Here is an 18,995-nt window from a genome sequence, read left to right as displayed (position 1 = left end):
CGCGAACGGTCAGGCTGGTGTCGGCAGGTGTGCCGTGTGGTAGGCCGCGAGCCAGTCGGTGGCGTGGTAGTCACCTCGGCGTGTGAAAACCGCAGCCCCGGTCATGTCGCCTGGTTGCGCGTCCTCCAGCCCTGGATACTCGGCGGTGGTTCGGCCAGCAACAGCGGTCGAGGCGACCCGGTTACCGGTCCAGGTCACAAGGGTCCCGGCTGTGAGCTGATCCACCGTCGCGGTCTCGGGATCCGCAGCGAGAACGGTAGAGGTGGCACGATCGCGGAGCAGGCCGAGATACGCGGCCGGGTCGAGCTGGCACAGCGCCGGTGGAGTGGCGTGTGGCCAGTCCGGGTCGCTGACATCGCCACGAACCGCGCGGTCCCACATCCGGGGCACCAGCGTGGGTGCGTGCAGCGGGGTGGCCATCTGCTCGCACATCCACAACAGGCGTCCAGCACCCCGTCGAGGCCCGCACTGGCGCCACCGCACCCGCCGCCCCAGATCCGCAGCCACGATCGCGACCCACGGATGCGTCGTGGCCAGAAAACCCTGCGCTGCCAGCCAAAGGAGGTAGCGCGGTGCCTGCTCGAACAGGGGATACAGGCTCCCGACCGGCAGCCCGGCCACCGCGCGCCGACGGCCAGTAAACAAGTCGGGTGATCGCGCTACAAGCAGCAGGGCGGCACGCGCGACATCTCCCGGTGCGCTGTAGCGCGCGGAGCCGAGCCCGGTCACCGCCGTGGTGCTGGTGATGTAGTCGCGGCGCCCGCCTGCTTTGAGGATGGTCGCGACGGCCGGGCGGTCCTGTTCGGCAACCGGCGCGTTCGCCAGCTCGGGCACGAGTTCGGCGATCGCGCTGATCACTTGTTCTTCCGCAGCGTCTGGGTTCTCGGGGACCGGCAGCAGGCGCAGCCGGGTGCTGATGTCGGCGCCGATCACCGTCCCCACCATCAACCTCGCGGTCAGCCGTCCCAGCTCGGTCACCGCCAGGCCGTTCTCCTGGTCGTCCCGTCGCTCAGCACGGAGGTATCCCGCGCGCAGTAGGAAATTGACGGCGTCGAGCACGGGTTGGGTGTCGTGGTCGCCTTGGTGCTTGCAGAGTGTGCCGCGCCACCACGCGGTGGCGTCCTCGAGGGTGGTGATTCGGCCTTGGAGCACGTCTGCGAGAACGTGATCCGCCAGGCTGTCCTTGATCTGGGACCGGACGGTGTATCCCTCGACGAGGGCGTGTTGCCAGGCATGCCGTTCGTGCTCGCTGGTGATCAGGAAGGCCCAGCCCTCTCGCTCACCGGCTCCGATGCGGCCCGCGCGGCCGCCCATCTGCAGCACGGTCGCGATGTCGACCTCGTTCTGGCCGACGTGGGTGTCTCGGATCACCACGGCGCGCGCGGGCAGGTTGACGCCGGCCGCGACGGTCGTGGTCGCCACGAGCACGTCCCAATCGCGGTCGCGAAACTTCTTCTCTGCCTCGTTCTTGTGGTCCCAGTCCTTGTAGTGGATGCCGACACCCGCCGCCGCACTAGCCTGGTAGATGCCAGCCGCATGGTCAGGATTCACTCCCCCGACAGCGACGCCGCGGGAAGCGGCGATCGCGAGCGCGGTGCGCCGGACAGTCCGTTTAGTTCCACAGAAGACAATGACACTACCGCCGTCGTTTGTGATTTCACGCGCAAGCTCGACGACCACACGGTCGCGAAGTTCGCCGGCCGTACGAGGGTCGGTAGTCGCCGGAAGCATGGGCAGCTGCCACGTCAACCGCGAGGGCCGCCACGTAGTCCGGACCAGCGTCGCGGACAGCCAGTCGGCGATCTCCTCGGCGTTGGAAACTGTCGCTGACAGCCCGACCACGCGGACCGCCGCCTCCTGGCCACGGATACGCGCCAAGAACGCCTCCAGCAGCGGCCCCCGCTGTCCGGATCCGAGCAAGTGGATTTCGTCGACGACGACACACCCCACCTCAGCGAGAATGCTCTGCATAGAACTGGCGCGGCACAGCACTTCCGCTTTCTCCGTCGTGGCGACGATCAGATCCGCCTCGTGGAGACGGTCAACGTCGACGGCGTACTCCCCTGACAATCGCTCGACATTCACCCCTCGTCGGCGCCACGACTCCAGCTCACGATCCAGCTCATCAGCCAGCGACCGTTGCGGCACCAGCCACATCGCCCGGCGACCAGACTCCAGCACGGTCCGCAACACCGCCAGCATCCCTATCGCTGTCTTCCCAGCACCGGTCGGCGCCGCGACAACGACATGACCATCGGTCCCGACGATGATCGGGGCCGCCTCCGCTTGCGCCCTGTTGAACTGGTGATGCGGGAGAAACGGCAACCAGGACGGGGGAACCAGGTCTCCAGCAGACACCAGTGGACCACCATCCAGCTGCACAGGCTCGTGCGCGTCCCACCTGAGCGCGAACGCATCACGCGCGTCGAACGCGCCACCAGGCTGAAATCCTGGTCGCGCGCCCACGCCGCCCAGTCGTGTCAGCGCTGTCGTGACCGCCAATGGAATCAGTTCACCCCTCGGCCCGACAGAGCTGACCAACTCGTCCTCGTACCAGTACCGTACAGCGCGCCACGGGATACCCCGCTCCGTCAGCCTGTCACGCGCCCGCGCGAAGTCCGGCCTGTCCGGCACGATCACCCTGATGTCCACATCAGCCGAAAGCGGAGGGACTACGAACTCGGGATCCGTCGTCGAGCACCAGAACAGGCGACGACCCTCCACCAGCGTAGGAGCAGTGGTGGACAGACCTGGAGAAACCACCTCCAGACGAGACTGTCTGCCACCAGGTTGGGCGCGTGCGTACGAGGGCGGCCCTGTAATCGTGCGGACACTCATCCCCGGGCCGTCAGGATGCATGGACAACGGCGGCGGTGTCTGCATGGAATCCCACGCACTCACGGCAGTCCTTCCCACAGGCCACGCACCCGAGTTCCGCTCGCACGCAGCGGAAGAACATCGTCAATGCGCAGAAACGACTGAGGCGAACATCGCCATGATACCTGGCGCGCAACGGTATTACCTGGATATCAATCCGCTGGGTGCGAAACAACACAGGGGGTTACTCAGGGTAAATTTCGCCAAACAGTCGAGCGTGTGGCATGACGGTGCACTGTCAACCCGACGCAACGGCCCTGTCATATGACCATGCAGAGAATTGCCCTGACACGTCGCAAACAGACGTGTGCTGAGAACTAGTGCTTAGTCACCAGATTCTGCGGTTGTGATGCCAGGATCGTGCGAGCGCACTGAAGAGCTGCGCGATCTGCGGGCGCGACTCGTTCGGCAATCTGCTGCTCAGTCCGCCCCGGCCGCTCGTACAGCTTGTATATCGCCACGTGGTCGAGCAGCAGCTCAACGAACGGGGCAAGGTTGAGGTCGCGTACATCTGTCGGAATCGGGCCTTGGATCGTGACATGGCCATCACCCTGGAGCTTCCTGACGGCCGCTCGAAGCAGTTCGGACGGCAACTGGGTGGAACGGTCGGTCATCCGGATAGCTCCTGATGGTCAAGTTGAGGGGAGCACCTCTCTGTGCGCGGAGTTGACTGTAGCGGTGCCCAGCGGAGCAACGGCGAGCGCAGGAGCAAGCTGTCAGGTCTCCCATCAGCCCCAGCCAATCGCACCCAAGCGCTGCCGAGGTAACCAGCGCTGGCTGGTTCTTGGATTGGGTCGCCCATCCTCCAGCGAATCCAGCCCTGGTGGTCTGGTGGAGCCTGCGGTCTCCAGCAAGGTCACCAGGGCGCGTCATCCCGACGTCGTAGTCCTATATTTGGTGGATATCTAAATACACCATCGGGCTGTTACCAAGTTTGCCGATCTGTTATTCCTGTGATGGAAATTGTGGACTCACTGAATACGGTGAAGGCGATTTCCCGCATTGTGCGGGTGTACCCTTCTGGCCAGTGGAACCGTGAATCCTAGTAGGCGCCTGGCAAGGTGAACAGAAGACGATCCAGTTGTGGCACCGTCTCTTCGAGAAGCTCCCTGAGGTGTGCGTATCGTTCGCGCAGTTTTGTGACGCCAACAGACTGTGGCAGCGGTAGTGGGCGCTGCGATGGCGGGAGGGTGGCCACCAGTGTCGCCATGCGGTCACGCGCGAGGACTCGTGCTGCCTCCAGTTGCGATGGTGTTAGTTTCTCAAGCTCTTTCTCCAAGCGGTTCCAGTCCGTCGCGGCTGTCAGCCTGTACGCGGCCCATCCGTCCTCGGCAGGTGCGTTCTCTGTCAGGGCTGAGACGATTCGCCAAGCTAGCGTGATGTCTGGTTCCGGCACTTGTGTTCGGGCGATGGCAGTCGCTGACAGCAACCGTTGGAAGGCTGCCTGTTGCCATCGTTCGATTCGGTCACGTCCACGGGAATCCCACACGTCCACTGCGGCGACAAACCCAGCGATGGGAAGGAGGTCCCGCGCACCTGGACCCCCACACACGCCACAGAGCCGATGAGGTGACTCGAGCATTATCTGCCACCATGGTGCGTGCTCGGCCGACACGGCCGGGCGGGACCGCACGGTGTTGCATCCTGGCGAGTGAAGGCGTTGGCCACTGGTGTCGCCGATGACCAAGCGGATCCATCCGAGTGTTGGTGCCATGGCTTGCTCCTCCTCGTCCACCCAAGTGGGCAGGGAGGGCACAGGTGGCAACAGCAGTTGTCCTCCGGAGGCGGCGACATCGTCTCGAATGGCGTTGACGTACGCAGCATCGGCCTCACCGAACAGCTGATGGGGCAGCGGGACATCCCGGGATGTGATGCGGGCAGTCTCGAGAAGCCTTGCCGCGCGTGTGAAGACAGCGGCGACCGTGCCGGGAGCACCGGAGCGCTGATATGCGTCGGCGGCGAGAATGTCTCGCAGTACGGGAACCGGGAGGTCAACTAGAAGTGGCCTCACTTTGTCGGCGGTTGCGAAGGAACCGAGGCCTCGCGTCCTGATGTACTCGTCGGCCAGCACCGCACGTTCTTCGGCGTCTGTGTCTTCATAGAAATGTTGCTCGTCGTACTCATCCGGCAACATGCGATTGGCATCTACGACCACACGATCGGCGCGACGCCGCTCGTGTTCGCTCCAGTTCGAGCGCTGCGCTGCAGCTCGTGCCGCAAGTTCGGAGCCGATGGAGGCGGCCCGATCCGCCCACTCCTCCCACGGGCAGATGATGTCGCGCGTGGTGACCTGGAGCCTTTCGTTTCGTTTGACTGATCGTGCCCCCCACCTGTCCTTCGGAACCTTGGCACCCGGGTCTGACACCTTCACGGTCACTTTGCCGCGGCCATCTATGGAGATCACGCGTACGCGTGCGGCTACTGGGGCGGCGTCGTACGGCTTGTAGGTTTGGAAGGCGTACTCGCTTCCAACGCTGAGATCGGCCTGCTTCACGATGGTGAGCATCTCATGCGACGGCACCAATTCAAGGCTGGTCGGGACTCGGCTCGCTGAATCACCAACGTGGCCTAAGGTCTCCGTGGCAGTGTCGGAGCATCCCCTGGCGGCGCGCTGGAGCGGCTGGTGAAACTACTGGCGGCCAGCGTCGCCGACGCTAAAACTACAGCCAAGGAGCAAGTGAATCTGGTCAGTTGTTCATCGTGGCGTCGCGACGACACCTTGTGTTCAACGCGGAATCGCATCAAGTCAGTGGCGCGTGGTGGAGGTCTTGGTTACCGGCTCCCCGATCGATACGATGGCATCCGCGGGTAGTCCCTCGCGCAGAAGGCGATAGTCGTCGAGATGAGGGTCGTGTACAAGGCATGCTGCCCCCGACCGTTGGTTGCAGTCGTGGACGTAGCTCTTTGAGAACGAAAGACCAAGGTATGCGACTCCTCCATGGCGCCAGGTGGGATCGTGTACCTGGCCGTGCTGGTCAACGCACCATGCATGGGCGTAGACAACGCCGCTGGTGGACAAGGCATATCCCTCGGTGTACGCAACGTCGTGGATCTCGCTGTAGGCCGAGGCGTTGGCGTAGCATTGCCGCTCGGGTCCGAATGCACGTCCCATTGGCAGAGGTGTGGGTAGCGTCCAGTAGCCGCAGGTGAGCATGAGGTGCTCGATAGACGAGTACTTCCAGCCGGGCGGAACCCCGCGGGCCCGATGGGTGCTGTCCATGGTCGAGAGCCACGCGGTCATGTGAGCGCGTCGGCCGTCCGCCGCAGAGAATTCCTCGTGCATATCGCGATCATGCCGTGTTGGAGTCGTCCCTTGCATCAGCGGCAAGCCGGTGACGAGTGACCCAGACCGATCGGCCCTTCAGGCCCGATCGACACATTGAGGATGCCGTTGTGCACTCCGCGCCAGCTCAGCAGTTAGGCAAGGTCGGCGATCCGTCTACCGCCAGATAGCGATCAGGGAGCGATGCGGTCGGTCGAGGAAGAAACGTCCGCTGCATCGATTCGACGCACCGGTGCCCGCAGACGGAATTTCAAACTGGACGGTGCAGTGCCGGTAGCGCTCGCTCCAGGCATGAATTTCTTCCGCGACACGACCAGAGAGTTCGGCACCTGCAACGCCATGTCCGACGACGCCCACTTCCATGATCTTTCCACCGTCCTCAGTGCGATCCACTAGCCGCCAGGTGAGGTAGGCGAGCCCGCCAGGCCCCGGAATGGCCATCGTCGTTTGGGCGAACATAGGACTCACCAGGCCACTGTCGACCGCAGCGGGGTCAACACGCAGCAGACACAGGCTGGTGTCCAAAACGCAAGCTAGCCAGAGATACAGCCACTCGAGAGACTCACGCGGCCTGTATGTCACCCCCGTCCACACTTCGGACCGAGGCCGGTCGAGCACACCCACCACACCTGCCGGATCCATAGTGTGTTCCTGATACAGCTGAAGCAAAACTGTGCGATCGGCCGTCACCGGGATCACCCGTCTGGGATCGTCCGCGACGCCGTTGCGCAGCGGCACAAACCCACACATCCGGTGGTCGACACTGCGCCACACCCCCTCGGCGCAGCGTTCGAACGCGATGGAGCGCGACACACTTCCGCGCAGCCGCAACGGAACCACAAGCCGCCCCGTCGGCGTCAGCTGCGCGAGCCAGGCGTCGGGAATGCCGAACGCGCCGACGGTGGCGACAATCCGGTCATACGGCCCGTTCGGCCGGTAGCCGAGGGCACCATCCCCAAGCACCACTTGCACGTTGCCAACACCGGCGGTTGCGAGCCGGTCGCTGGCGCTCTCGACAATGTCGGCGTCGACGTCAATCGTTGTCACGAAACCGCCCGGACCGGCCTGGCGCGCGAGCAACGCGGCGTTGTACCCGGCGCCGGCGCCGATCTCCATCACGCGATGACCGCGGCGGACCTCCAACTGCTCAAGCTGGAGTGCCACGATCGACGGCTGCGACAGGCAGCTGAGGACCTGGTCGTCCGGTCCTCGTTTCGTCACGACGATGTCGTTGGCGTAGGCCTCTTCGAGCGAGCTACCGGGCACGAAGACGTGGCGCTCGACCGAACGCAATGCCTGTTCGACATCAGCGCGAAGCGAGTAACCGGCCTCTTTGATCTTGAGGATCATGTCCTCTCGCAAGGAGTCCGGTGATGTCGACGCTGAGCTCACGCTAAGGGATACCTTTCGGTCACACTGGAAGGCAGCACATTATTTCCGGCCAGCCGTGCTAGCCCGCCAGCTTGATCATCGGTCCTTACCTCAACCCCGCGGTCAAACTGGGGCCGCCTATGTAGTTCCACTGTGGAAACGGCGACGCTTGATGCTGGCGCAGCGGGAAATCCAGGCCCTGCCGACCGTCACCGTGGCGGTGTGGTCCGCAGCGTCCAGTTGACCATCGTGTCTAGACGAATTGGTCTGGGGTCGACGCTGTCGTCACAGCCTCAGGCGCCGTGCGAAGGCTGCGAGCGCGTCGGAGTGAGTGGTCAGACGTGGATCCATGAACCAGATATCGTCCGTGTGTCGCTCGAATCCCAGTGACGCCCAGACCTGGCGCACTCGTTGCATCGCGGGGTCGAACACAGCTGGATCGTCAAGAGCGTCCTGATCCAGCTCAGTCGGGAACGGATGAACTACGACGACCTGGGGGTCGTCGCAAACCCAGCGCAGTAGGCGTCCGGTCAACAATCGCCCGACGCCGCCGAGGCCTCGCCAGGCCGGGGCGAGGCGGACTCGGTCGACGATCACGACTCGGTTGCCGCCTGGTTCCAGCGTTTCCTCAAGGTCAGAGACCAAATTGAGAATGCCGAACGAATGGGTCCGCCCGAAGATCGGGATGAAGTCGGCGTAGTCCTGACTGCGTGCGTCCAACGCGTCAAACACGTCGTCAACGTGCTGCAGGTCCACGATCAACCCGTCCGCCTCGAACATGACCAGCTCAGTGTGGTCGCTGTTCCGGGTGGTTCGGGCGAGCGCCACGCCATCCGCGGCGTGCCAGGGGTGGTTGCCTTCATCTTCGTCGGCGAAGATCGAAATGTATGCCGAGGCGTTCCAGTCGAGTGTGCCGGGATCGGTCTCATCAGCCCCTACAAGCGCAGCTTCGCCGTGCAGGCGAAGTTGTACGTGCTCGAGCTGGGTGAGCAGTGACTCGCGAAGGCCGTCGGGTTCGGCACTGTGATGCGTCACACGCTGACTGTAGCGGCTCAGGCCGACAGCGGCCGTGGGTGGCCGCATCGGGACAACCCACGTCTGATCGGTGCTCGCGTGCCTGGATGAACCAGCGGGTACGTCGCGCATGGCTGGCGCACCATGGGCTGGATCCGCTCACGTTCCAGATCATGATGCGGTTTGGACCGCTGATATCCAGCCCACATCCAGCGACTCCAGCGCGCCGCCAGATTGCCTCCTGCCTGGAGACCACCACCACCGCGTGCTGACCCCGCCTCCGCCATGTGGCGGACGGCCTGGCGAAGGCAAGTGGGTCAGGACCTCCACCACGTCGTACGGAACGTCCATCACTCCAGTCGACGATCCTGGCCGTGCGTCCCAGGTGATCCGATGGAGCCGCTGGCGAACCTCCGTTATCGCGACGCTTGATTGCTATGTGATTGGCGATGTACCAACCGGGACTCTGGCCGGTATCACTCGTTCGTGTCATGGACTCGGTGACTACGGTCCGGCCGTGACTACCGCCTCTTTCGCCGATCATCCACGTACCGCGCTGCACCTGATCGCCGAGGCAATCGCTCGGCTGCGGTCGACAGATCCGACCGACACCGCGTCGTCGTTGCTGGCCGCGTGGCACGGCTTCGGCACCGCCGAGGCGGCGGGTGGCTTTCTCTCACGGGATAGCGTGGATGATGCTGTACTGGCCAGAAATGCCCGCGCGGTGATAGCGACCGTGTCCGCGCGGCTGCGCGACGCACCGTCCTTGCCGTATATCGACAAGGTCTCCGAGACCGTGCATGGCCTGGTGCCAGACAACGTTCAGATTCCCGTTGACGACCGGGCTGCCGCTCACCACGACCCGGACCAACCCGCGGACCGATCTGCGGCGGGACTTGTGCGCCGCGCCATCCTGGCGTTGGTCTCGGAGCTGAACACCTTGCTGTCGCTGGCGGCCGAGCACGCCGCAAATCACACTGATCGGGCCGCGTGCGAGCACGGCACCCGACTCGCCTACGAACTCGGAAGCTGCTGGGAAGGCCGGCTGGGGTCGTTCCTTACCAGCTCCCGTGATCTGGGCGTGGTTGGTATGCCGCGTCGGCAATCGAGCAAAACGCCAAGCCCAAAAGAACGAAGAGAGCCTAATCGCTGATGTTGCCGACAGACCGACTGGTCCTCATCGACCTGGAAAACGTGGTGGGGTTTCGGCCGAAACCAAGGACTCTGCGCACTCGAATTACCTCCCTACTAAACGCCACTGAACCACGCCATCATGCCGTGGCCGCATACGCGGCTGACGACGCCGAGGACGACCACACAGCATCGGCACTCGCCTGGCTGGGTGTCGCACCCCTTCGGGTACCTCCTGGACCGGACGCTGCGGAAAACGCTTTGCTCGCTCACGCGAAGCGGATGCGAGCCCAAGGATGTGCACTGTTCACAGTCTGCTCCGGCGATCGCGCTTTCACCGCATTGGCCGACGATGGGTACGCTCGCATCGACGTGGTGATCTGGGAAGGGCAACCCATAAGTTCGAAGCTCGAACAAGTCGCCAATCACGTTCGTCGGTTGCCACGGCCGAACGGTGAAATGCTCGACGCCGAGCCCACCACAGCACCGCCTCGCTATCCGCATCCCCTGCAGCAGAGCTACAGGACCCTCGCCGATCATACGATTGACAACCTGGCCGCAGGGCTGGTCATCGGGATCGGCCTCGCGCTGGGACATCGTTTCGCCGATCGACTGCTGCCGGTTCGGCAAAGTAGGGCCAGAGATGACTAGCGCTCAAGCAGTCAACCCGCGCCAGCCCATCTGGTGAGTGAAACGTGCGGTTGACTGAACTCGTCACGACAAGCACTTTCAAGGTCGGTACGGGTAGCCACATTGCCCACCGTTCATGGAGTTCAGAATCCGATCATCTATGGACAGACTTACCTTGGGACAGCTACATCCACTGAGGACTTCCAAGGTGATGAAGCTACGGGAGCTCAGGCCAATGCCGGTTAGAACCCTGAACCTTCCACGGATGTCTGACGACTGCACCGGTGACGGTTTCGTACAATGACAAAGAGATGGCCACAGAAGGAGGCGCAGTGTGTTGGATACACTTGCCACTGCGCACGTTCACGGCGTCCACTAAGGACAAGTCACCCCACGTCAGCGCCTGGCGGCGTGACAGGGAGCGTGACGGGAAACCGTGGATAGCAAGCCGATCAAGCCGCGTGACTAACTGCGTCGACCCTGGCACCCGATGGCGAGAACTGGCGGGCCGGTATGGTTGGCGCTCAGGTGACTGACGCGTCAGGGAAGAGAATCGCTGTGACCGAACCGGATGATGAGCGGCAGTTCAGACAAGGACTGATCAACGATTCCTGTCGTGTGCGAATTCCCAGCCTGCCACTCCGGGTGTTCACCCTCTATGCCGGTGACGATGATGACGAGAACGTTACCGATGACGAATACCACGATTACCTACCCGCCGATATTCCCGCTGATGAGCGGGATGCCGCGCATGCTCGACGCGGAGCGATGATGGCGGCGGCGAACCAGGTGGTCGAGCGATGTATCACCGATCTGCAGGACGTTGAGTTCGACGATGACGGCCTCCCGGATCCCGACCTCGCCGACGGCTCCTTCGTCTATGAGGAGTTCCCACCCCGGCATCGATACGCCTATAACCTGGCCTTCTTCCGCAACACCATGGTCACCGCGGTCAAGGTGGCCTACGACCTGGCCAACCCCGGGGGTGAACCCGCGGCGTGCACCGCGGAGGAAATCATCCGCCAGGCGATCGGTGAGCTCGCCCTGCAATTGTGTGAGCTGGCCGGGCTGGAACAGCCGTGGCTGCACCCCGAGGAATATTTTCTCGAAGACCTCGATTTCGAGGCTCTGTACGAACAGGATATGGACGGGATCGAGGACGATCCTGGCTTGCAGGCGCGCCTCGGAATCGACGTCTCGCCGGTCGAGCACTGGTTCAGCCCGTTCAATGACACCAGCATCGTGCACCCCTATACCGAAACCACCCCGGAAGAGCACGTGCTGCACGACCTGGTCGCCCGGTTCAGCAAGGCCAGCGACATGAGAGCCCTCGACACTGCCGACGTCGTGGATTCGCCCGCGCCGCTGACCACCATGGCGCCCGGCAGTGACGTGGTCGCGCTGGCCCGACAAGCCGCCACCGGCACAGCCCCTGATCTCTGGGTGCCGAACTCCTCCGACCCTGAATCCTCCTACACCGCACTGCTCACCGCGTGCGACCGCAGCGACGGCGGCAGCGGGTGGATGACCTGGGAACCATTCGCGGACGCGGACACCGTCCGCACCGAAGCAGTCGTGTCCCTCACGCCACACCGCCACTTCCCTGTCGACGACGACGAACCCTGGATCTGGGCAGCCATCGGCCGCGGACGCCTACTCGCCATTCCCCTCCGAGTTGTCGTGTCCTACCGACCGGACTCTGAAGTAGGGCGCCGTTGGAACACCGGCGCTGACCTCTTCGGACCTGAAGAGTAAGCCTCAGCCGTGTCAGAACGGATGTAGAGGCCGGGGCTTCGACGAAGTGCGACTTCCCGGTGCCCGACGGGCCGGCCAGAGCCACATTCTCATGCCTGCCGACCAATTCCAGAGTCATCAACGATTGTTGGGTGGGCTCGGGGATCGAGGATTGCTCCGGCCGCCAGGATGAGAATGTCTTGCCCGTGGGAAAGTTCGCGGCCTTGCGCCGCGTCCGCAGATCGCGCGCCGCGTCCGCGGGTCGCGCTGTTGCGGCCGCTGGTTTCCTCCGACAGCAACACGCGCAGACCTCGGCGGATCCCACCGCTGCGCTCGCGCGGCCGCCAGGACATCGGGAGTGGCCTTGCGCAGGTATGGCATCCGCATCCGGCCCGGCGGCGACCGGAGGGATTCCGCCTGTTGAGGCTGTTCAGGTACCTCGACCGGAGATCTGCTGTCCGCTGGCCCGGGAGTTACGTGTCCACCTACCCGGACCGATCTCTCCACCTACCTGGAATGTCTATCTCCGCTGGCAGTCATGACGGTTGGCTGTCGGAGGTCCGGCCGCTGGAAACGGTCAGAAGCCCATCTAGGTGGTTTGACCAGGCCCGCCGGCGGGCACGGCTGTCGGACAGGGTCACACTCAGCACACGTCGCCTTCGCGTCGTCACCTGCGAGCAGGATGAATCTCCGCGGAGTTGCCATCGTTTCTCAGGCCGCCCATACTTGGGCCAGGTGATGCGGTCAAGTGCGGAAGGGTCAAGTGCACCCGGGTGGACGGTCGCGGTCGGGGAGACCGCCAGCACATAGACCAGTTCGCGGTCGCTCAAACCGAGCCGGAATTCGGTCGCGTCGCCGTAGTCGGCGTCGGCCACCACCGGCCTGCGCGGCACGCCCCACTCGCCGGTGACCTCGTCGAGCATGTCCAGTGCGAGGCGCCATTTCTCCCCGCACCTCCTGCGGGATCGCACTCCGCGCCGGCCGCCGGATCTCCGCCGCGGCCTGCTCGTCGGTGGCCTTCTCCTCGTCCCAGGACTCCGGCAGAAACAACCGCCAGTCCAGCGCGGCGGAGGCCCAGTCGGTGACCGCGTGCACGATCACCCCGATCTGACAGTTCCCGGTCTTGCCCAAAGCGCCGCGGTACATCCTGGCGGCACCCGGGGAATCGTTGTCATCCTTGGGGAATCCGGTGTCATCGATCACCAGTGCCCGCGGGTCGATGAACTCTCGCGCCCAGACCGCCATCCGCCGCCGTACTCGACGTGATCCCACGTGGACGTGCTCACGAACTGCTGCAACTGCTGATGCTCAACCCCGAGACGCTCAGCCATCGGCTGCATCGACTGACGCTTGCCATCCAGCATCAACCCACGCAGATACAGCTCACCCTTGGCCCGCTGATCCCGCCGCGCCAACCCACCCAGCATCCGCCCAGCGAACTCCTCGATCACCGGCCGAACCAGGCCCATCTCCTCCGGAGTCACCCCGCAACAAGATCACACCATGCCCGACACCCTCACACCAGACCTAACAAAGCACTACTAGTGTCCTGAGTCGTTAATTGTTTTATTGATTCGGGTGCAGTAGTGGGCGAGACTGGCGAGGATCTCGTCGGCGGTCTTGGTCCAGACGAAGGGTTTCGGGTTGGCGTTCCATGCGGTGATCCAGGCGTTGACGTCGTCTTCCAGTGCTTTGACGCTGCGGTGGGCCGAGCGGCGGAGTTTGCGGTTGGTCAACTCGGCGAACCACCGCTCCACCAAGTTGAGCCAACTGCCCGAGGTGGGGGTGAAGTGCAGGTGGAACCGCGGATGGGCGGCCAGCCACTTCTTGATCGCGGGGGTCTTGTGCGTGGCGTAGTTGTCGCACACCAGGTGCAGATCCAGCTCCGCTGGCGTGTTGGCGTCGATGGTTTTGAGGAACCGCAGGAACTCCTGGTGCCGGTGGCGGCGCTGGTGCTGACCGATCACGTTGCCGGTGGCGATGTCCAACGCCGCGAACAGACTCGTGGTGCCGTACCGGACGTAATCGTGGGTTCGACGTTCGGGGGTGCCGGGCATCATCGGCAGCATCGGCGCGGTCCGGTCCAGCGCCTGCATCTGCGATTTCTCGTCCACCGCCAGGACCATCGCCTTGTCCGGGGGCTCCAGGTACAGGCCCACCACGTCACGGACCTTGTCGATGAACAGCGGGTCGGTCGACAGCTTCCAGGTGTCCACCAGATGCGGTTTGAGCCCGAAAGCCCGCCAGATACGCGAAATCGCTGTCTGCGACATCCCTGTCGCGGTGGCCATCGATCGGGTCGACCAGTGGCTGTCCTGGCGGGCAGGTTGTTCTTCCAGGGTCTTGGTAATGACGTCCTCGACCTGAGCGTCGGTGATCGTGCGGGGCGCACCCGGCCGAGGCTCGTCGGACAAACCATCAAGGCGGTGCTCAACGAATCGCTTGCGCCACTTACCCACCGTCGGCAGCGAGACACCCAACCGGCGCGAAACCTCACTGTTGGACAGGTCCTCCGCGCACGCCAGCACGATACGAGCCCGCATCGCCAACGCCTGCGCGGTCTTCCCGCGACGCGCCCACCCCTGCAACGCGTCCCGCTTGATGGCGCTAATTGATTCTGGTCCTGTCGCTGATTGCGTGATCAACTTCCTTGGATCCGGTGCGAACCTCGTCCCACCGGTCTGCGATGATGATCTTGGTGTGATCACGAGTGGTTAGCGGACCTGTTGCCGCACTTGGCTGGAATGGCGGGCGAGAAGGTCGCGCAGACTCCGGGCGGCGTGCGGATCTGGGCATGTGCCAAGGTGAGCGTGGGTGCCTGTTCATCATGTGGGGTCGAGTCAGGCCGGTGCATAGCCGCTATGACCGTCGGGTGGCCGACGTGCCGGCGGCCGGAGTGCCGGTAGTGCTGTGGCTGCGGATGCGCCGGTTCTTCTGCGACAACAAGACTTGTTCGGCCAGGACGTTCGCCGAGCAGGTAGACGGCGTGACCACCACGCACGCGCGACGCAGCCCGCGGCTACGGGCGATGCTGGAATCCATCGGTCTGGCGGTGGCCGCTCGCGCCGGAGCTCGGCTGGCAGGCCGCCTCGGCCTGGTCACCGGCCGGGACACGTTGCTGCGCCTGGTCCGCGCCATCCCTGACCCGCCCATCGGGACGGTCAGTTTGCTGGGTGTCGATGACTTCGCGTTCAAACGCCGCAACACCTACGGGACCATTCTGCTCGACATGGCCACCCACCGCCCCGTCGACCTGCTTGCCGATCGCACCGCGGAAAGCCTCGCCGAGTGGCTGCGCGCGCACTCTGGCGTAACCATCGTGTGTCGTGATCGTGCTGGCGCGTATGCCGAAGGCGCACGCTTGGGTGCACCCGATGCTCAGCAAGTAGCCGACCGCTGGCACTTGTGGCATGGGCTGGCTGGTTATGTCGAGAAAACGATCAGGCAACATCGCCACGACTTGCGCGATCCCGAACACGAAATCCCAGAGCCTGCCACAGATTCTGCCGCCTCGACGGACGTCGACCAGATCGCGATCGCCGCGGAGGTCGACCGCGTCGAGGCGCACGCCGTGGTCGTCCGTATCCGTGAGCACTACCAGGCGGTGCAGCTACTGTTGGCGCAGGGTGAATCTGTCAGTGGGATCTCCCGGTCGCTGCGGCTGGACAGGAAAACCGTGTAGCGGTTTGCTCGGGCTGGGAGCGTTGAGGAGTTGCTGGTCAAGCAGCGGGATGGTCGTCCTGGACCGCTGGAGAGGTTCAAACCGTACCTGCGCGAGCGATGGAACCAGGGATGCACGACCGCGACGGTGCTGCTGACCGAGATCCGCGAGCAGGGGTACACCGGCAGCTATCCAGCTCTCACGCGTTACCTTCGTCTCTTCCGGACAGTCGGGGCCGCACCGCCTGCCACACCGGCCCCGCCGAAGGTCCGGGACGTGACCCGGTGGATGCTGCACCATCCCGACGATCTCGACGACCGGGAGCGCGATCGCCTGAACGAGGTCCTGACCCGCAGCTCGGCCCTGGCGAGGTTGGCCTACCACGTCGCGTCCTTCGCGGAGATGATGACGGGTCTGCATGGCGAACGCCTCGACGAATGGATCGCCGCGGTGGAAGCGGATGACTTCCCGCACTTGCACTCGTTCACCGCTGGACTCGCGCGTGACCACGCCGCAGTGGTCAACGGGCTCACCATGAAGCACAACTCTGGAGCGGTCGAAGGCGCCGTCTCACGACTGAAATCCGTCAAGAGAAGCATGTACGGGCGCGCGAAGTTCGACTTGCTCCGTAAGAAGATCCTCTGCCGCGTCTGACCGGACCCGAATGTTGATCACGCAATCAGCGACAGGACCACGATCGGCTAGCGCCATCACCGCTCGGCCTGACTCAGCTCCAGCTGCGCAAGTTTCGGCCACGACCATCATCTATACCGCACGGTACCAACCTGGAAAGTAACTAACGACTCAGGACACTAGAGCGGCTCCGTCCCATCCCATGCCGACGTCGCCGAACGCGTAACGGCGACCGGCGGTGTCTTTGCCGATCTCGGTCAGCGCGGAGCCATTGGCATATATACAATCGTCGCCACGCCGTGGATGGATCCACAGGAAAAGTTCTGCGCAGCAGAGCCATCATGTGGTGGCTGGGACCGTGATGATGACGTTGCCTGTGGGGGTGGTGGATCCGTCGCGGGGTTCGACGGTGATGGCGAGGAACGAGGTGTCTTTCGCTGCGGTCAGGTCCGGTACGAGGATCGTTCCGTGTGAGGCGTGCAGCAGGCCCATGGGGGTTTTCGTGCCGTCCTTGGTGACAAACCAGCCCTGAAACGACTGGTTCGCCGACAGCGGTGGCAGTCCCTGGGCTGTGAGTACCATGCCGTTGGCCCGCCGGGAGACCACTACGGTCGCGGTACGGCCATCGGGTTCGGAACGTCGCTGCACCGTGGCGTCCGGCGCACCGAGGATAGTGTTGATCCGGTCGACCTGGCTCTGGGACTGGGCGAGCTGGTTCTCCAGGTCCGCTTCTCGGTTGGCCATGGTGATCCCGACGGTGACGGCTGCGACCACGCTGGCCGCGACGGCGCCGATGGCAACACGGACGGGCCAGCGACGACGTGCTCGTCGGGACGAGGTCGGTGTGGCCAGCGGGAGGGGAGGAAGTTGACGGGTGGTGCGGATCGAGCGATGCACTGTTTCCCAGAGCGCGGGCGGCAAAGCCATCGCCGTTGTCTGACCCAGCCGAGCGGTGGTTTCCTGGAGTTCGAGGACCTCTTGGGCGCACGCGGCGCAGTGCGCCATGTGGTTCTCGAACTCTCTTCGCTCGATGTCGGAGACGGCGTTGAGGACGTAGGCTCCGGTCAGGGTGTGGATCTCGTTGGTGGTGTTCATGATGTCGCTCCCAGACAGTCGCGCAGCCGGATGAGTCCGTCCCGCAAACGCGTCTTGATGGTCCCGAGTGGACAGTCCAGGAGTTGGGAGACCTCTCGGTGGGTATAGCCCTGGTAGTACGCCATACGCACCGACTCGCGCTGGACATCGGTCAGACTGTCCAGGCATGCCCGCACTTGCTGGCGTTCCAGATTGCCCAGGACAGTGTCCGTGACCTCGTCGAAGTCGCGGGTACGGTCGGTCTGCGCGGCTTTGGTGTCGCGTTCGCTGCTGGCCTGGGCCGCGCGGACCCGGTCGACGGCTCTGCGGTGGGCGATCATCATCGCCCACGAGCGGACGCTGCCCTGTCCGGCGTTGTACCGGGTGGCGGTGCGCCAGAGTTCGAGGAACACTTCTTGGGCGACTTCCTCCGACTGCGCGGGGTCACGCAGGACGCGGAGGATCAGGCCGAACACGGGCGCGGACAGGTGACGGTAGAACTGTTCGAAAGCCTGGCTGTCACCCTGTGCGACGCGGGGAAGCAACTGGTCCAGTGATTCGGGCAAGGCGATGTCGTGCCACGAAGACGGAACCCGGCCTCGGTCTCGCATCACCGCTCCTCGTCATGTCGGTCTACAGAGTGTTCGGACCCGAGCCGCCACTGGATGGTGCTGGTCCGCGGCGTGCGGGGAACGACGCAGTGAGGGCGGGGTCGCGGGAGCGCACCCAAGGAGATTCGCGCTCCCGCGAGCTGGTGTCCCCGGGGGGACGTCATTGGCTCAATCGGACGTCGTGGCCGTCGGCCTCTGCACGTGGCGCCCGAGCCCCGAGCGTCACACCCATTGACGTCATCACGACGCCGAACACCACATGCAACCAGTCGTGCGCACTGTGGAAGCGAAGCAGGTCCACCGGACCGTTATCACCACAGGCGATGCTGTACAGCCATAAGGTCAGAAAGATCAATCCGCCGCCGACGAGAAAGAGCTTGGCTCCTCGGGCACTGCGCGCGAGCACGATCCCGGCCACACCGACAGCGATGCGCAGCAGGTAGGGCACGGCCGTGGCCGGAACGCCGCCCAACGGCACGATGTCGGAGCCGGTCTCCTGGAAGCCGTGACTGGTTCCTGAGCCGGGAAGAAAACCGGCGATGCCGGCCATCACCAACACCGCACCGATCACCGCGGCCTCGGTTTGGATCGGAGCGGCGATGACGCGAACGGATCGCACTCGTTCCATGGTCGTTCTCCTGCGGTCATTCGATGGGCGGGGGCAGGTCGACCAGCGCCCAGACCACTGCCTCGGCGTCGCCCTCGCACGACCAGGTCGCGTCACGCGGGTCCAGGTGACCGGTCCTCGTCACGCGGGTAGCCACGGCGACACCGAGGCCGGAGATCAGCAGCCTGTCGTGGTGTTGTGGCCAGAGGAACCAGCCGAACAGCACCAGGTCGTCGTCACGTGGGCTGTTGATGTGCTCAAAGCGATAGCCGAGCAGCCGCAAGGCTCCGATGCCGTTCTGGAGATCACGCACTGCACCTGCCTCGAGTTCACGCAAGTGGCTGCCGCCGCATGGGGGGTCAATGCGGC

At 64.2% G+C, this 18,995-nt stretch carries 15 protein-coding genes and 2 pseudogenes; 5 read left to right on the top strand and 12 right to left on the bottom strand.

Features of this window, described 5'->3' with window-relative positions; translation table 11 throughout:
* Window positions 1-9: 9 nt before the first annotated feature.
* The 5 genes from AOZ06_RS04675 to AOZ06_RS04650 form a co-directional block, all read right to left on the bottom strand.
* Window positions 10-2,640 carry a DEAD/DEAH box helicase gene (locus AOZ06_RS04675; protein ID WP_054296419.1) on the bottom strand — a complete coding sequence of 877 codons (2,631 nt, stop codon included), beginning with the start codon at window positions 2,638-2,640 and terminating at the stop codon, window positions 10-12.
* 554 nt (window positions 2,641-3,194) lie between these two features.
* Window positions 3,195-3,491: a hypothetical protein gene (locus AOZ06_RS04670; protein ID WP_054288287.1), complete on the bottom strand. Its 297-nt coding sequence runs from the start codon at window positions 3,489-3,491 to the stop codon at window positions 3,195-3,197.
* Window positions 3,492-3,919: 428 nt separating this feature from the next.
* Window positions 3,920-5,383, bottom strand: coding sequence for a hypothetical protein (locus AOZ06_RS55845; RefSeq protein WP_157232823.1), 1,464 nt, complete (start codon window positions 5,381-5,383; stop codon window positions 3,920-3,922).
* A gap of 933 nt (window positions 5,384-6,316) precedes the next feature.
* Window positions 6,317-7,552 carry a methyltransferase, FxLD system gene (gene fxlM / locus AOZ06_RS04655; protein ID WP_257721457.1) on the bottom strand — a complete coding sequence of 412 codons (1,236 nt, stop codon included), beginning with the start codon at window positions 7,550-7,552 and terminating at the stop codon, window positions 6,317-6,319.
* A 264-nt stretch (window positions 7,553-7,816) separates the two neighbouring features.
* Complete coding sequence (locus AOZ06_RS04650) at window positions 7,817-8,566, bottom strand: hypothetical protein (RefSeq protein WP_157232822.1); 750 nt, start codon at window positions 8,564-8,566, stop codon at window positions 7,817-7,819.
* A 496-nt stretch (window positions 8,567-9,062) separates the two neighbouring features.
* Between AOZ06_RS04650 and AOZ06_RS04645 the strand changes: the two genes are divergently transcribed.
* The 3 genes from AOZ06_RS04645 (at window position 9,063) to AOZ06_RS59620 (ending at window position 12,061) form a co-directional block, all read left to right on the top strand.
* On the top strand, window positions 9,063-9,698 hold the full coding sequence (locus AOZ06_RS04645; protein ID WP_054288282.1) for a hypothetical protein: 636 nt from the start codon (window positions 9,063-9,065) through the stop codon (window positions 9,696-9,698).
* On the top strand, window positions 9,698-10,327 hold the full coding sequence (locus AOZ06_RS55840) for a hypothetical protein (RefSeq protein ID WP_157232821.1): 630 nt from the start codon (window positions 9,698-9,700) through the stop codon (window positions 10,325-10,327). The genes AOZ06_RS04645 and AOZ06_RS55840 overlap by 1 nt, the downstream gene beginning before the upstream one ends.
* Window positions 10,328-10,864: 537 nt before the next feature.
* Window positions 10,865-12,061 carry a hypothetical protein gene (locus tag AOZ06_RS59620; RefSeq protein WP_179950805.1) on the top strand — a complete coding sequence of 399 codons (1,197 nt, stop codon included), beginning with the start codon at window positions 10,865-10,867 and terminating at the stop codon, window positions 12,059-12,061.
* Window positions 12,062-12,137: 76 nt separating this feature from the next.
* Here AOZ06_RS59620 and AOZ06_RS59615 read toward each other — a convergent pair.
* The 3 genes and pseudogenes from AOZ06_RS59615 to AOZ06_RS04620 all read right to left on the bottom strand — a co-directional run.
* A pseudogene (locus tag AOZ06_RS59615) lies at window positions 12,138-12,365 on the bottom strand (hypothetical protein); the annotation flags it as partial.
* A gap of 211 nt (window positions 12,366-12,576) precedes the next feature.
* A pseudogene (locus tag AOZ06_RS59610) lies at window positions 12,577-13,467 on the bottom strand (IS701 family transposase).
* A gap of 114 nt (window positions 13,468-13,581) precedes the next feature.
* A complete protein-coding gene (locus AOZ06_RS04620) occupies window positions 13,582-14,682 on the bottom strand; it encodes an IS630 family transposase (RefSeq protein ID WP_054296418.1) in 1,101 nt (366 codons plus the stop codon).
* Window positions 14,683-14,834: 152 nt separating this feature from the next.
* On the opposite strand from AOZ06_RS04620, the gene AOZ06_RS58715 reads away from it, so the two are divergent.
* On the top strand, window positions 14,835-15,722 hold the full coding sequence (locus tag AOZ06_RS58715; RefSeq protein WP_335338362.1) for an ISL3 family transposase: 888 nt from the start codon (window positions 14,835-14,837) through the stop codon (window positions 15,720-15,722).
* A gap of 255 nt (window positions 15,723-15,977) precedes the next feature.
* Window positions 15,978-16,355, top strand: a complete 378-nt coding sequence (locus AOZ06_RS58710; protein ID WP_218921934.1) for a transposase — start codon at window positions 15,978-15,980, stop codon at window positions 16,353-16,355.
* Between the two features lie 318 nt (window positions 16,356-16,673).
* Here the strand turns inward: AOZ06_RS58710 and AOZ06_RS04610 are convergent, their stop codons facing one another.
* From AOZ06_RS04610 to AOZ06_RS04595, 4 genes are all read right to left on the bottom strand, one after another.
* The gene (locus tag AOZ06_RS04610) at window positions 16,674-17,429 is read right to left on the bottom strand and encodes an anti-sigma factor (RefSeq protein WP_054288277.1); all 756 of its coding nucleotides are present in this window, start codon (window positions 17,427-17,429) and stop codon (window positions 16,674-16,676) included.
* Window positions 17,426-18,019, bottom strand: a complete 594-nt coding sequence (sigK, locus tag AOZ06_RS04605; protein ID WP_054288276.1) for an ECF RNA polymerase sigma factor SigK — start codon at window positions 18,017-18,019, stop codon at window positions 17,426-17,428. The genes AOZ06_RS04610 and sigK overlap by 4 nt, the downstream gene beginning before the upstream one ends.
* A gap of 160 nt (window positions 18,020-18,179) precedes the next feature.
* Window positions 18,180-18,647 carry a DUF4383 domain-containing protein gene (locus AOZ06_RS04600; protein WP_054288275.1) on the bottom strand — a complete coding sequence of 156 codons (468 nt, stop codon included), beginning with the start codon at window positions 18,645-18,647 and terminating at the stop codon, window positions 18,180-18,182.
* A 16-nt stretch (window positions 18,648-18,663) separates the two neighbouring features.
* Window positions 18,664-18,939: a hypothetical protein gene (locus AOZ06_RS04595; RefSeq protein WP_054288274.1), complete on the bottom strand. Its 276-nt coding sequence runs from the start codon at window positions 18,937-18,939 to the stop codon at window positions 18,664-18,666.
* Between the last annotated feature and the right edge of the window lie 56 nt (window positions 18,940-18,995).

The organism is Kibdelosporangium phytohabitans, assembly GCF_001302585.1.
Taxonomy (GTDB): Bacteria; Actinomycetota; Actinomycetes; order Mycobacteriales; family Pseudonocardiaceae; genus Kibdelosporangium; species Kibdelosporangium phytohabitans.
Note: the sequence above shows the minus strand (reverse complement) of the source record. Positions and strands in the feature narration are given on the sequence as shown.

Excerpts from the sequence above, each read along its gene's own strand:
- AOZ06_RS04670 (WP_054288287.1), bottom strand. The coding sequence starts at position 3,491 with ATGACCGACCGTTCCACCCAGTTGCCGTCCGAACTGCTTCGAGCGGCC.
- AOZ06_RS55845 (WP_157232823.1), bottom strand. The coding sequence starts at position 5,383 with ATGCTCACCATCGTGAAGCAGGCCGATCTCAGCGTTGGAAGCGAGTAC.
- AOZ06_RS55840 (WP_157232821.1), top strand. The coding sequence starts at position 9,698 with ATGTTGCCGACAGACCGACTGGTCCTCATCGACCTGGAAAACGTGGTG.
- AOZ06_RS58715 (WP_335338362.1), top strand. The coding sequence starts at position 14,835 with ATGTGCCAAGGTGAGCGTGGGTGCCTGTTCATCATGTGGGGTCGAGTC.
- AOZ06_RS04610 (WP_054288277.1), bottom strand. The coding sequence starts at position 17,429 with ATGAACACCACCAACGAGATCCACACCCTGACCGGAGCCTACGTCCTC.
- sigK (WP_054288276.1), bottom strand. The coding sequence starts at position 18,019 with ATGCGAGACCGAGGCCGGGTTCCGTCTTCGTGGCACGACATCGCCTTG.
- AOZ06_RS04600 (WP_054288275.1), bottom strand. The coding sequence starts at position 18,647 with ATGGAACGAGTGCGATCCGTTCGCGTCATCGCCGCTCCGATCCAAACC.